We start from the raw sequence: 13,499 nt of genomic DNA, 5'->3' as shown, positions 1-13,499 counted from the left end.
TGACCAGAAAACTCTTCTGAGTCTCACTGGCTAGCCGATGCGCGCATGAAGCCGATCACGGATGAGACGAGCCGGAATCCGCGCGCGCTCACTCAACGCCTCCAACTCGGTCAGCGATAGCTTCGCGGCGTGAGAAATGACATCGCCGTCTACGAACAGCGAGTCCGCCCAATTCTCTGATGTTTTCTCGATCTCGATCACGGCATCCCCACGACCAAGGGATCGAAAGAGCTCCAACGACTTCGGCTCGTATGCAATTGCAATCACGGGCGTCTGGGATATCAAACTCAGAATCGCCAGGTGCATTCGAGTAGCCACTACCAGTTGAGCGCTCCGAATCCTCTGCACCAGTTGGTCTGGAGTGTGGAAGTCGGAGTCGATCGCCACATCGAGTCCGTCGAAGATGCTACGAGCTGTGTTGGCATCATCGACGTTGTAGCCAGCCACACCCTGACACGTTGATACGGCGACACATCGCCAGCCCTGCGACATCAAATTGACAGCTATTCGACGCATCGCCGCCCGATAAGCGGTGAAGTCAAGCTGCCCACCCTCGGCTCCCTGACCCCACGACCGCACAGAGATAAGCGCGAGCGGTGAGTCCGCGTCGCGTTGCAGGGGCACCTGCGCTGAGCCGTCGTGGAGACCGAACACGCAATCCGGGGCGACGGATTCGCTGCTCGGCAGTGCTGAGATGGACGACCAGGCAGCCCGCGACCGTTCGTCGCGAAAGAAGATTCCGTCCAGCTGAGGCGTGAGTCGCTCGATAAGGGCGCGAGCACGGGCGTCTTTGAAGGGGCCGGCCGACTGGGTCCAGAGGTAGATCGGCTTCCCCATGACACGGGCGAGTTCAAGTTCCTGTACACGATGACGAAAGTTGTAGTGGTCGACGAGGTAGGTCCCTCCACTACTGAGAACCAGATCCGCACTCGAGATCGCGTTGACAGCGCGCGCAAAAGACGTGCTCGATAGCGGCGCCCTCTTCAATGCTGTCCGGAGGAGCCGCGATCTCAAGAGGCTTCCTGTCAGGACTCGACGCCAGGCGTTCGAAGCTCGTCGACTCCACTTGCTTCGCGCGGCAGAACGAGTTGGCTGCTGGAGGACATTCCAGTTCGGGTATAGGACTGCTGTGTCGCGCGCGGAACTGTCCAGGGCGGAAACCTCGCCAGGCGTGGCTATGCCTTCAGTTTCGAGAGCTTCCACGATTGCCTGGTAGATTGCCGCGTCTCCAGTGTTGCTGAGAACGGTATTTAGAACGACAACATTCACGGGGGCGCGAGTTCCTTCGGTCGAGGGTCAACCTACGACGCGCTATGCGCGTCGCTCGGTGGTCGAAAACTGTGTTGCACGGACGAGATCAGCCGCGGTCAACTCTTGCGAGTCGGCAACAGTGGCCACTCCAAGCGATTGAACGAGGGCGGTGATCTGAGCCTGATGATTGTCGACGTGCTCGCCGCGCTCGGACTTTCGCGCGACAACAACGGGATGGATCCCCCACTCGAGTAACTCAAGAATCGTTCCCACGCCGGCGTGCGTTACGACGACATCGGCGTTAAGCGCGGCTTCCTTGAACGCCTCGGCCGCCATTTGTTGATGCACGCTGCCAGGCAGATCGTCGCGTTCGGTCACTCCGAGTTGCCAGACCGTGCGTTCCGACGCCAGGCCAGTCCCAAGAACTCCATCGACCAGCGAGTCGAATCTGTAGGGGCGTATAGTCCCCAGCGTTACGAACATCTTCAGTTCTCCACCGATGTCCCGAGTTTTCGCAACGGGTTCGTAGTGTGACAAGACGCTCGGGATCGGCTTCCACCGGCCGTTCGCCCAGGCGTGCTGGCTGCGCAGGCCGGTCAGGCGACTGGCGTGGAGCAGCTTTCCGGTGAGAGACGGACCGTTGACTCGGGAAACACTCTCAATGTAGGTAGACCGCAAACCCTTCGCGCGAACAGCTGGCAGCACGCCAAGAGCGAGCGCCGCTCCCGTGCTCACCGCCCAATCGAATCTCTCCCGCTCAAGGATTTCGCTCGCGCGCCGCGATGCAACCAGCGCCTCGCGGAAACCCCGAGGAGGCACATAAGGCACGTACTCGACTCTCCTCCCCTCCAGCAACGAGCGGCTCTGTGGGCTGTCGAACGTGATCCACACCGAGTCTTCTGAGAGATTCCACCGCCGTGAGAATTTCACCAGTTGCGCTAGGTGCCCGCCGGTCGAGGCGACTAGCAGCAACTTGCTCGGCGTACGCGCATGGACGATTTTCTCCAAGTCCCCGGACGCATCGAGCCATGGACCTTCGGTCAGTCGTGTGTCGTTGTGTGCTGACACTGCGCGCCTTCCGCTTAGTGAGGCGCAGCACCCAAGGCGGGGACTGAGCCCGTCTTTGGTTCGCGCTAAGCCTACCTTGAGCCGATTACGGCGAAGTTACGGCCTGCAGTCCGAAAATGACCCGCCGGCCGCGCGGTTGGTTGTCTCGTCCAGCTGTCAGTAACCCTCCGGCCAGGGCAGTGGATTGGCAACACGTCCGAGCAGATTTGCGGTTCCGAAATCGACGTTCGCGAACTCCGTGACGATCGTTTCCGAGGTAGCACTCCGGTACTGACCGAACTTGAACTGAGGCAACGAATCGTCGGTCGTGTCGTTGTACCCGATAGAAGCGTCCCGGGATCGGACAACTCGTGTGCCATCGATCCAGACATCAAGCTCACCGCCGAACGCATTCAAACGAGTCCGGTATACGACGTGGATAACCCTTCCATCGTTAGCGTTCGGGATACTCGTTCTCACCACAGTGCGGGGGGTAGTAACCGTGATCGCATTCTTGTCGCCCCTCGTGTGCACCTCGAGGGCTCCTGCCGGCGTGATCTTGAATGCGATCGCCGGTGGCTTGTTCTTCTCACCCGGCTCCACGTTTGTGAAGATCTGACTGATGTTCGGTCCACCACCGTCCCAGGTCTTGGACACGTCACCCGTTACCCGAACATCGAACGCACCCCACAGGTCAGTGTCGCGCGGGTAGTAGCCCACTCGAGCGAGTTCAGCTCGCTCCATCTCGCCGTCGCTCGCCACCCACTGGTCACCGCCACGAACTTCGAACCTCGAGTAGTTGGGCCCAACCTTTATGGAGTAGCTCGTCGACGCAGACTGAGCTCTGTAAGTCCGACCACCGACACCGACGAGTTGCCCGGGATTCGCCAGCACAAGCGGTCCGACACTCGTCGGATCGAGAGGGAACCCAGCCGCACGCCACTGCGAGTACGTGATCGTTCGATTCAGGAGACTGCTCGTGTATTTGATGTCTGACGTACCCTCCACCGAAGTAAAGGACTCTCCAGGGATGTGTTGCACAACAGAGGGGGTTGGAAAGTCCTCCCTCTTCTGCTCGTCCCACGCGGCCTGGTAACCGGTCCAGCTGGAGAGACTTGTCATCCGAAATACCTCGCCAGCCCACGGCAACTTAATGAAGCCCTCGTCAGAAAGGGTTTGCGCCGCTGGTGAGCCCGCGCGCTGCCACTCGTCGGCACTGACTCGATGACGCCGTCCATCTGGAGCGAGAAAAAAGATTTCGTCCGATGTGGCCCATCGATAGACGGAAGTGCCAGCGACCCACGCTATGGGCACGCCCGCGGGGAAGCCCGCGCGGCGCTGAAAGTCGTACGTCATGCGGTCCCACTGCCATTTGGACTCTCCGCCCGGCCAGCGAGTCACTGCGTAGAGGGTCGGGGACCAGTCGTACTTGACGTACTCAGTGTCGGTCGGGATAGGCGTGGCACTTCCGTACACGGCCTTCCATCGCGTGCTCGACAATGGGACGGGCGTGGTGTTGTCCACCAGTTCGTACATCAATCCCGAATACGTAGCTTTATATATCGGCCATGTTGCCTCGTCCGCACGTGCGGGCGACGGCAGAAGTACTGCAAGAAGAACTACGACTAGGGCTAGACAGCGCATGCGACGGAATCGCATCTGATCTCCTCAAAGATTCGATGTGCATCAGCTCAGCCCTCCCTTACTCGAACCGTACACGCGACCTCTCCCGTTGCAAATGGCGTCGCCAACTCGTTACCTCGCGCAACACGCTCGACACTTGACCTGCGTAGACTCTCGACGGCACCCACTCTCCGTAGGCCCGTGGGCGCGACCGATCGAGCCACCACACGGCAACCGCGATCAGGTTCGACAAACAGAGTCACGATGGAGTGAGGGCCTGCAAAGCCCCCAATCGAGAGACTCCAACGTGCGCCTTGCCCAAACTCGCCGGGAGCCCGGCGCCCGCTCAGGGACGCTTCGAGATGCGCGCTGGCTGGCGGTCAGCGTTCCGTTAGTTGTAGCCCTAGTTCTGCTCGCGTGTGTGGCGCCCGTCTTAGGCTTCGCGCTTGTGGCGGCCCTTGGGCTGGGGCTCTTCGGGGTGATGCGGCCGAAGTCGTTCTTTGCGTTGGGCATGCTTGTCATGCTTCTCGAGCGCACTCTTGCGCTCCACGTTCCCGGCGGCGCGGTCGACTATCTCGACGAAATCTTCGTTGCGGCTTGCGCGGTTTTGTTTCCGCTCCACCGCCTGGCTAGGAAGAAAGCACTTCGCGGTCTACCCGGACAGATACCTATGACCGCGTTCCTCCTCGCCGGGGTCGCGAGCAGCATAATCAACGCTGTGCCGTTCGGCGTCGCCGGCCAGGGGATGCTCCTCATCGCGAAGGGGTTCATCCTCGCCTGGGGCGTCGCACAGTTGGACTGGCTCCACGAGGATCTGCGCCGACTCGCTAAGCAATCTGCGGCAGTGGCGATCACCCTGATTCTCGGCGCCGTCGTCAATTTCCTGTTCCCAGGCCCGTGGTCGTCGATCGTCCTGGCCGGACAGGGATACGGTGGCAGATTCGGCCTGACTCCAGTGACGTCCTTCTTCCAGCACCCTGGCTACTTCGGCACAGTTATGGCACTCTCGTGCCTGGCCGCTCTCGCCCACGCGTCCGTGTTCAGAGTTTCGAAGACGACGATGTTCATCATTGTCGGCAGCCTGGTCGCAGCTTTCTGGTCGGCTCGACGCAAGATCTTTGTCGGCCTAGCGGCAGCAGTAGCCACCCTGGGCATCAGGCTGCGGTGGACTCCACTGCTGGTGATCGCACTAGTTGGCCTGCCGATCCTGCTGATCGTTGCTTGGGGCGCCGTCGCCAATATTGTGGTCTATACGTACGCCGAGTACTTCGTAAACCCCGACGCAGTCGCCCGCGTCCGCCTAACGATTGACTCGGTAGGCATCGCCGCAAACGCGTTGCCCTTCGGCGCCGGTTTCGGCCGGTTCGGTAGTGCCGTGGCACGTCAAAACTACAGTCCGCTCTACTATCAGCTCGGTTACCCGAATGTATGGGGCCTGGGAAACACAGAGGAGTCGGGGACGTTCCTCACGGACACGTTCTGGCCAGCAATCATCGGTGAGACCGGACTGCTCGGAACAATCTTCTTCATTGCAATCCTCGCCACGATCTTCAGACTGTTCTTTCGGCTCACAAAGCAAACGGCGGATTGGGATCGTTGGCTGGGCCTCGTCGGAGTGGCATGGTCAGTTCAGCTTCTCGTCGAATCTGTCGCCGGCGCGGTCTACACGGCGGTTCCGACATTCGCTCTGTTCTTCGCGGTCGTTGGCATTGCGGCCGCGAGGGGTCAGATGACCCACGCGAACCATCTGGCCGACAAGCTGCCCGAGGACAAAGAACGACGGAAGATGTTCAGCAGGTCCAGTTCATGAGTCAGCGACTCGCTTGGCCGGACATCGCGCGCGGTGCATCAGTGCTTCTCGTCGTATTGCACCACGTAGTCCGACAGATGGAGGCGCAGGCACCCTCTACCTGGATGAATGCGGCTGACGCCTGGAGCGCAGCTGACCAGTTCCTGACTCCAATACGCATTCCCTTCTTCTTCTTCATCTCGGGATTCCTGGTCGCCCGTGCGATCCAGGGGAGCCTGCGACAGAACCGCAAGCCCTGGCTAGTCCCCGCATACCTCTATGTCATCTGGAGCACTCTGCTGACACTCCGTCTACTGCTTCCGGCAGCTTCGTCCGAGCACACCTTCGCAAGCAATCTGCTTGGCAACCTTCTGTTGGCAGGCAGCGGCTACTGGTATCTCTACGCGCTACCGCTCTACTTCCTCTACACGCACTTGACGCGTTCATGGAAAGGTTGGATTGCAAGTGTTCCCTTGGTGGCCCTCCTCGTGGCTCGCGAACCCCTCACGGAGTGGACAACATCGATCGGCTATTCGACGATGGACAGCGCAAGCCTTTTAGGAAGCGTCTTCGCTAACGGCATCTTCTTCTGGCTCGGGGCTCGCTACGGCAAACAGATCGTTCACGTGTTCGCAGGTCGAGGGGCGCTGTGGGTTCTCGGTACCGTGGCGGTGTACTCGATCGTCCAGCTCACCGCGATGCTCGCGAAGATCACGGTCATTGTCTTGCCCTTGGCGAGCATCCTAGGCATCGCCGTCGGCATCATGCTCACTTCTGGCTTGAGCGGCGATCACGGAGTAATCCGTGGTATCCGGTACATCGGCCAACGCACACTACCGGTGTACGTACTGCAGTTCTTCTTCATCTCCGTGCTCAGTCTTGCCTGGGGACGCCTCGGACAACTTCCAGCAATCGCCGATGCAGCTGCCGCAAGTTGGGTTTATCCGATCGTCATCACGGCAGCGGCTGCGAGTGTCTCCTTGCTCTTCTATGCAATCGCGATGAGGACGCGCGCTCTGTCCTGGCTATTCGTTCCGCCAGCAGCCCTTACCCGCAAGCGAACCGAGACACGCAACTAGGTGAGATGACGACCCTTCATGGATTCGACACAAGCGCGGCGCCGGTTTCCCCTGGCACACGGCGCCCAATACAGGAAGTACGAGTGAGGAGCTGCTGATGAGACTCTCAGTTATCGGTTGTGGATACCTCGGCGCCGTCCATGCGGCCGCCATGGCATCCATCGGCCACGACGTCGTCGGAATCGACGTCGACGAACGGAAGATCGCCTCACTGTCGAAGGGCGAAGCGCCCTTTTTCGAGCCCGGACTGCCCGAGATCCTCAGCGAAGGCATCTCCTCAGGCAGGCTGAGGTTCACGACCGACATGAGCGAGGCTAAGGGCGCCAAAGTGCACTTCGTCGGCGTCGGAACCCCTCAGGTGAAGGACGGTTACGCCGCCGATCTGACGTATGTCAACGCTGCGGTCGACGGGCTCCTGCCTTACCTCAGCGATGGCGACATCGTGGCCGGCAAGTCGACCGTGCCGGTGGGTACGGCCGCCACTCTGGCAGAACGGGTGACACCCACCGGGGCGACCCTCGTCTGGAACCCCGAGTTCCTCCGCGAGGGATTCGCGGTAAAGGACACGATCGACCCCGACCGTCTTGTGGCCGGCATCCCTGCCGGTGAGGCGGGTGACGCGGCGACCTCTATCCTCCGCGAGGTTTACCACCCGGCGATCGACAAGGGCACGCCGTTCCTCGTCACCGACTACGCGACGGCAGAGCTCGTGAAGGTCGCGGCCAACGCCTTCCTCGCGACGAAGATCTCGTTCATCAACGCGATGGCCGAGATCGCCGAGGTGACCGGAGCCGACGTCACACAGCTGGCGGACGCCATCGGGCACGATGCACGCATCGGTCGGCGCTTCCTCGGTGCGGGTATCGGATTCGGTGGCGGCTGCCTCCCGAAGGACATCCGTGCCTTCTCGGCGCGCGCCGAAGAACTCGGCCGTAGCGAGTCCGTTTCGTTCCTCCGCGAGGTCGACGCGATCAACCTGCGTCGTCGCGACCGGGCCGTGCAGCTCGTCGTCGAAGGGCTCGGCGGCTCGGTCTTCAAGAAGAACGTCACGGTCCTCGGCGCGGCCTTCAAGCCCCACTCGGACGACATCCGCGACTCCCCCGCCCTCGACGTCGCCGTGCAGCTTCACGGTCTCGGCGCCTGGGTCACGGTCACCGATCCCGAAGCCCTCGCCAATGCGGAGCGCATCCACCCGCAGTTGAACTACGTCGCGGACCGCGACGAAGCTCTGCGCGGTGCGGACGCCGTCATCGTGGTGACCGAGTGGGACGAATACCGTCGCGAACTCGACCCCGGCCACGCCGCGTCGCTGACAAACGGGCACGTCGTCATCGACGGCCGCAACTGCCTGGATGCCGCCGCCTGGCGCGGTGCCGGGTGGACCTACTACGGCATGGGCCGCCCCTGATATCTGCAGGGTGTTTGTCCGCCGAAGGGTGGACAAACACCCTGTTTCCCGCTCGCGGTGTCCTCCGAAATGCCGACAGACAGCCGCGGGCGGGGTCCGTAGTCTTTCTCATGCGGCTCTCATGATTGTGACAAGCGTTCACGCAGACGAAACCTGACGCTTGTAGCTTGGAGAGACGCAGAGTTCGGTAATTCGGCTCGGCAAAGCTCCACCGATCAGTTCAATGGCGCCTGATCACGGATCCACCCCCAGACGCTGACGATGAACTGAAAGGTGTGACTATGAGAACCCCCCTCGCTGCCGGTATCGCCGCCGCGTGTCTCATTTCCATCAGCATCCTGGCCGTCCCGGCTGTTGCGAGCGGCTCCGAGTATCTGGCTTACGCTCGTTCGGCGTCGAACACCACCACGGTGGCCGGTGTCGTCGAGGCGAGCCAGAACACCGACGTCTCCGACGCCAGCACCGCGGCTCTCCGAGAGAACGCGGGCGGCCTCAGCCCGCTCATCACGGCGTGGGGTTTCACCGGCCTCGCTCTCTTCGGGGGCGGCGCGATCGCGGTGGCCACCTCGGTGCGCAAGCAGCGCAAGCTCGCGGTTTGACGGGGGCTGCGTCGACCGCAAGCCCGACCGTTCTCACGATCGTCGAGGCGGTCGCACTCTCGACGGCATGGCTGCAGCGCAACGCTCGCTCTCAATCGATCCGCTCGCTTGTGCTGAAAGGGCCCACTCTGCAGGAGCAGGGCCTGAGGGGTCACCACGTCTCCTCGGACGTCGATCTGCTCGTCGAGCCGGCGCGATTCGACGAATTCGTCGAGATTCTCACGACAACAGGCTGGACCGAGTTCACAGAGACCTTCGCGAGCGAGCAGTTCGTGACCCATTCGCGGACCTTCCGTCGCGCGGGCTGGCCGAACTCACTCGACGTCCACTCCTCGTGGCCCGGGTTTCTTGCCTCTGATGAAGACGTCTTTGAGGTTCTGTGGGAGCGGCGCGCTGCGGTCGAGCTCGCGCATACGAGCTGCGAGGTCCCCGATCGGAACGCGAACCTGCTGCTGCTGGCCCTTCACTCGCTTCGCGGGACGACATCTCAACCGCGGCACGAACGCGAGTTGGACGGGCTACGTCGGATCCGGATCTCCGACGAGGACCGCCAGGATCTCGCAACGCTGGCGCGCGTGACGGGCAGCGCGGCGCCGCTTCAAGACTTCCTCACTGACCTCGGCGTGAGGGTCGACGTCGATCCGTCCGAGCGGCAGACCCCCATATATAAGGAGTGGCAACGCAAAGTTGCTCATGCCCAGGGACGCACAGCGTCGTGGCTCATCGAGTTGCAGCGCGCACCCTGGCGGCGCAAAGCTGTCGTCCTCCGTCACGGTGTGTGGCCGACCGACCACGATCTCCTTGCCGAGCACCCGGACGTGCCCGACCGCTTCTGGGCCAAAATCTGGGCACGCATCGCACGCCTGGGTGGCGGCATCCGTCAACTCCGCCGCGTGGTCCCTGCACTTCGTCGGCGGTGAGGCACCCGCATGGCAATCCACCGACACACGAAACACCCCCGTAGCACGCACCCCCTACGCTCTATCCCGGGAGAGGTCAGTCACAAGGAGCACGCGAGCGAGGAGCCATGAGCACGCCGAGCCCCACCATGCCCATCCCGAACCCGACCGCGGTCGTGATCGAAGACGACGTCGCCGTGCGCGACATCCTCATCGAGGTCTTCGAGTCGGCCGGCTTCATCGCGATCGGCGCGACGAACGGCATCGACGGCGTCGCGGCCGTGCAGGCGCACGCCCCGCGCATCACCACCGTCGACATCAACATGCCCGGCATCGACGGGTTCGAGACGGTCAAGCGGATCCGCGCGATCAGCGAGACCTACATCGTCCTCGTGACGGCGCGCGCCGACGAATCGGATGCCGTCCTCGGACTCAGCGTCGGCGCCGACGACTACGTGACCAAGCCGTTCCGGCTGCGCGAGTTCCGCGCGCGGGTCGAGGCGATGCTGCGCCGACCCCGGCGTGTGGAGGCGGCCTCGCCCGAGAGCTCGGCCATCCCCGCGGCGGCGCCCGTCGAACCGGCATCCGGCAACGTCCTCACCCACCGCGATCTGCGGCTGGACCGACTCGCCCGCACCGTGCACCGCGACGGTGTCGAGGTCTCGTTGACGCGCACCGAGTTCGACCTGATCCAGACGCTCCTCGAATCCAACCGGCGCGCCCGCGCGAAGGAGGACCTCGCTCTGGTGGTGCGCGGAGACGAACCCGGCGGGACATACGTGAGCGAGCTCGACAAGCGCGCAATCGAGGCCCACGTCGCCAACCTGCGCCGCAAGCTCGGAGACTCCATCGGCAGCCCGCGCTACATCGAGACGGTCCGCGGCGTCGGATACCGCCTCACCGCCACCCCGACCAGATGATCACCGCAGCTCCGGACGCCGAGCTGAGCTCCGCCGAACGCTCCCCCGCCCTGCGGCGCCCCTCGCGCAACCGGGCCCGGTCCCGTTCCATCTGGCTGTGGCAGCTGTCGCTCGCCGCGGGCGTGATCACGATCTCGCTCGTCGGCGCCGTGATCCTGCCCGACATCTACTCCTACGTCCCGTTCGTGATCGGCAGCCTCATGATCGCCGCAATCACGATCGTGACGATCGGCCTCCCCTGGCGGCGACTGCCGGCTCGTGCGGTGCTCATCATTCCGCTGCTCGACATCATCGCGATCGGGTTCATCAGCTACGGCGGCGTGTACCGCCTGAGCTACCTGTGGGTCTTTCCGATCGCCTGGGTCGCGACCTATTACTCCGCGCGCTGGCTGGTCGCCGCGATCGGCACCGTCACGGTGCTCCTCGCCATCGATGCGCTGACCTTCGCAGCGGCACCGATGACGGTCCAGCGACTCTTGGTGATCGTGCTGAGCCTCAGCTTCCTCGGGATGTGCATCCACAACGTGGCCCGCAACGCGAGATCGCTGCGCAACCTGCTCTCGCGCCAGGCCGACCGATTGCGCCAGACCCTCGAGCGCACGCGCAAGCAGGCTGCCCGCACGACACAGATGTTCGACAGCCTCGACGTGGCCGTCGCCCGCATCAGCTCGACCGGCGAGATCCTCGCCGTGAACGAGGCGTATAGAGAGTTGTACGCCCTCGACCCCGACGACCTCAACCTCCCCGGCGGCTCGGTCGAGTACGACAGCGAGCGCGGAGACGCCCTCGCGGCATCCGAACGCCCCCTTGCCCGCGCAACCCGCGGCGAACTGACGGACGGCGAGCGGGTGTGGCTGTTCGATCCCGAGGGCAGCTGGCACGTGCTGACCGTCTCCACCCGACCGCTCCCGGCCGAGGACGGCGTCGACAGCGCGGTGCTCATCGTCCAGGACGTCTCCGAGCTGCATCGCGCCGAGCAGGAGCGCCGCACGCTCGCCGCCACCGTGTCCCACGAGCTGCGCAATCCGCTGACGGCAGCGCTCGCACACACCGAGCTCCTGCTCGAGCGCGACGATCTCCCCGCCCGCGCGCGTGAGCAGATCGCGTTGATCGAGGCCGCCGGTGAACGGATGCTGCACCTGGTGACCCAGACGATCGAAGGCACCGTGGCCGCCGGCAGCGAATGCCCGGGGTACTCCACGGTGGACCTGCGACGCATTCTCGACGCCTCGGTCGAGTCGTTCACACCGGCAGTGACGGCAGCGGGCGTGACGCTCACGGTCGATGCCCCCGACGAGGTGATCGTGGATGCCGATGCCTTCCGTCTCCGCCAGGTGATCGACAACCTGCTCACCAACGCGGTGAAGTACAGCGGCGCCGACGACCGCGTGAGCATCGTCGCCGAGGAAGACGCGGCTGAGGCGCGCGTGGCGATCGCCGACACCGGGATGGGGATCGACGCCGTCGAACTCCCGCACATCTTCGAGCCCTACTTCCGCGGCCAGGCGGCACGCGAGAGCGGCGTCACCGGCAGCGGACTCGGGATGGCCGTGGTGAAGGAGATCGTGGAGGAGCACGGCGGCAGCGTCGGCGTCGCATCCACCCCCGGGCTCGGCACCACCGTGACGATGACCCTGCCGCGTCGCCGATCGCAGGAGGAGAACTGATGCTCGGTCCCAGCCTCACGGTCTTGCACCTGGCCATCGCCACGGTGTGCACCGCGCTCATGATCGGTCTCGGCTTTCTGGCGCGCCCCCAACGCTCCACCGTGCTGTGGTCGACGATGTTCGTCGTCGCGATGGCCGGCTCCTTCGGCGCGCTCACCTCGGCAGCACTGGAATCGCGAGCCTTCTGGCTCATCTCGATGTCACTCGTCCTGACCGTCCCGTTCCTGCTCTGGTCGGGCCTGCGTGCCCACCGCGGTGCGCGGTACAGCTACGCCTGGGTCGCGGCCGTGGTCGGGGTCGTGCTCATCGTGATCTTCGTGATCGGTGCCGGACGCCCCGGCTTTCCGATCATCGGCCGAGTGAGCATGCTGCTCGCCGCCACCGTGAACATCGTCGTGCTGGGGGAACTCCTGCGCAGGCCCGAGCGCGGGCGGGGAGCAGCGGTGCCGCTGCTGCTCGCCACGGCGCTGTGGATGCTGCTGAGCGTCGTCGGGGTGATCGCAGCCATCCTCAACCTGACCGAGAACTACGAGCTGCTCACCCAGACGAACTCGGTCGGATTGAGCATCTACATGATCTGCGCTCTGGTGAGCCTCCTCTTCTTCATCCGTGGCGACGGTACGGGCGCGGTCGTCGGTGACGGCGCGGCTTTCCGGGTCGTGGCTGCCGATCGTCTCGCGCGGGCGCGCGCCGCGGAGGAGAACACCTGGACGCTCCTGGACATCCGGCTCGATGACCCCGTCGACCTGCGCGGCGCGAGCGGGGACGGCGCGTTCGCCGGGCTCAGTGCACGATTCCACGAGCTCGTGCGCGCCGCTTTTCCTGCAGAGGCGGATGTCGCCGCCTTCAGCGAGACGAGGGCAGTCGTGCTGCTCGCGCGGACCGAGACGGTGGTGCGGTCGCACGTGCGCCGCCTGATGGAATCGCTCGCCGTCGCCGATACCGAAGCGCCGGTCATGCTCCAGCTCTCGGTGAGCGTCGGCTGGGCCGATGCGACGCGGTGCGCGTTCGATGTCGACGCTCTGCTCGCGACGGCGGCCGCCCAGGCCGACGGCGCGGTCGCCGCCGGCGGCGACCGCTGGCAGCGCGCCTGACCCTCCGGATTCGCTCAACTTCCTCAAGGCGCGGTTTCGCGGGTGCGATGACACCCGAAGGATCCGCCAGAGTTCGCCCAACTGCCCGAATTCGGCGCCCCGCAGCTGTTTGCTGATGCCACG

General features: G+C 63.9%; 11 protein-coding genes. 8 read left to right on the top strand and 3 right to left on the bottom strand.

Going from position 1 to position 13,499, the window contains the following annotated elements:
• Positions 1-30 precede the first annotated feature (30 nt).
• The 3 genes from ABD197_RS04100 to ABD197_RS04090 form a co-directional block, all read right to left on the bottom strand.
• Entirely contained in the window at positions 31-1,269 is a 1,239-nt protein-coding gene (locus tag ABD197_RS04100) for a polysaccharide pyruvyl transferase family protein (protein WP_344051874.1), read from the bottom strand.
• 42 nt (positions 1,270-1,311) lie between these two features.
• Positions 1,312-2,319 (bottom strand): glycosyltransferase, encoded by a 1,008-nt coding sequence (locus ABD197_RS04095; RefSeq protein ID WP_344051872.1) that lies wholly within the window; start codon positions 2,317-2,319, stop codon positions 1,312-1,314.
• A gap of 156 nt (positions 2,320-2,475) precedes the next feature.
• The gene (locus ABD197_RS04090) at positions 2,476-3,420 is read right to left on the bottom strand and encodes a heparin lyase I family protein (protein ID WP_344051870.1); all 945 of its coding nucleotides are present in this window, start codon (positions 3,418-3,420) and stop codon (positions 2,476-2,478) included.
• A 922-nt stretch (positions 3,421-4,342) separates the two neighbouring features.
• Between ABD197_RS04090 and ABD197_RS04085 the strand changes: the two genes are divergently transcribed.
• From ABD197_RS04085 to ABD197_RS04050, 8 genes are all read left to right on the top strand, one after another.
• Positions 4,343-5,731, top strand: a complete 1,389-nt coding sequence (locus ABD197_RS04085; RefSeq protein WP_344051868.1) for a hypothetical protein — start codon at positions 4,343-4,345, stop codon at positions 5,729-5,731.
• The gene (locus ABD197_RS04080) at positions 5,728-6,789 is read left to right on the top strand and encodes an acyltransferase family protein (RefSeq protein WP_344051866.1); all 1,062 of its coding nucleotides are present in this window, start codon (positions 5,728-5,730) and stop codon (positions 6,787-6,789) included. Before ABD197_RS04085 ends, ABD197_RS04080 begins: the two co-directional genes overlap by 4 nt.
• Before the next feature lie 97 nt (positions 6,790-6,886).
• Positions 6,887-8,197, top strand: a complete 1,311-nt coding sequence (locus ABD197_RS04075) for a UDP-glucose dehydrogenase family protein (protein WP_344051864.1) — start codon at positions 6,887-6,889, stop codon at positions 8,195-8,197.
• 281 nt (positions 8,198-8,478) lie between these two features.
• Positions 8,479-8,796, top strand: coding sequence for a hypothetical protein (locus ABD197_RS04070; protein ID WP_344051862.1), 318 nt, complete (start codon positions 8,479-8,481; stop codon positions 8,794-8,796).
• Entirely contained in the window at positions 8,709-9,716 is a 1,008-nt protein-coding gene (locus ABD197_RS04065; RefSeq protein ID WP_344051860.1) for a nucleotidyltransferase family protein, read from the top strand. The genes ABD197_RS04070 and ABD197_RS04065 overlap by 88 nt, the downstream gene beginning before the upstream one ends.
• Before the next feature lie 107 nt (positions 9,717-9,823).
• Positions 9,824-10,615 (top strand): response regulator transcription factor, encoded by a 792-nt coding sequence (locus ABD197_RS04060; protein WP_344051858.1) that lies wholly within the window; start codon positions 9,824-9,826, stop codon positions 10,613-10,615.
• The gene (locus ABD197_RS04055) at positions 10,612-12,282 is read left to right on the top strand and encodes a sensor histidine kinase (protein ID WP_344051856.1); all 1,671 of its coding nucleotides are present in this window, start codon (positions 10,612-10,614) and stop codon (positions 12,280-12,282) included. The genes ABD197_RS04060 and ABD197_RS04055 overlap by 4 nt, the downstream gene beginning before the upstream one ends.
• Entirely contained in the window at positions 12,282-13,376 is a 1,095-nt protein-coding gene (locus ABD197_RS04050; protein ID WP_344051854.1) for a hypothetical protein, read from the top strand. Before ABD197_RS04055 ends, ABD197_RS04050 begins: the two co-directional genes overlap by 1 nt.
• Positions 13,377-13,499: the final 123 nt, after the last annotated feature.

Origin of the sequence: Microbacterium lacus (assembly GCF_039531105.1) — a bacterium.
GTDB classification, from domain to species: domain Bacteria; phylum Actinomycetota; class Actinomycetes; order Actinomycetales; family Microbacteriaceae; genus Microbacterium; species Microbacterium lacus.
Note: the sequence above shows the minus strand (reverse complement) of the source record. Positions and strands in the feature narration are given on the sequence as shown.

Bases quoted from the DNA above. Each gene is read 5' to 3' on its own strand.
- ABD197_RS04090 (WP_344051870.1), bottom strand. From the start codon at position 3,420: ATGACAAGTCTCTCCAGCTGGACCGGTTACCAGGCCGCGTGGGACGAG.
- ABD197_RS04080 (WP_344051866.1), top strand. From the start codon at position 5,728: ATGAGTCAGCGACTCGCTTGGCCGGACATCGCGCGCGGTGCATCAGTG.
- ABD197_RS04075 (WP_344051864.1), top strand. From the start codon at position 6,887: ATGAGACTCTCAGTTATCGGTTGTGGATACCTCGGCGCCGTCCATGCG.
- ABD197_RS04070 (WP_344051862.1), top strand. From the start codon at position 8,479: ATGAGAACCCCCCTCGCTGCCGGTATCGCCGCCGCGTGTCTCATTTCC.
- ABD197_RS04060 (WP_344051858.1), top strand. From the start codon at position 9,824: ATGAGCACGCCGAGCCCCACCATGCCCATCCCGAACCCGACCGCGGTC.
- ABD197_RS04055 (WP_344051856.1), top strand. From the start codon at position 10,612: ATGATCACCGCAGCTCCGGACGCCGAGCTGAGCTCCGCCGAACGCTCC.
- ABD197_RS04050 (WP_344051854.1), top strand. From the start codon at position 12,282: ATGCTCGGTCCCAGCCTCACGGTCTTGCACCTGGCCATCGCCACGGTG.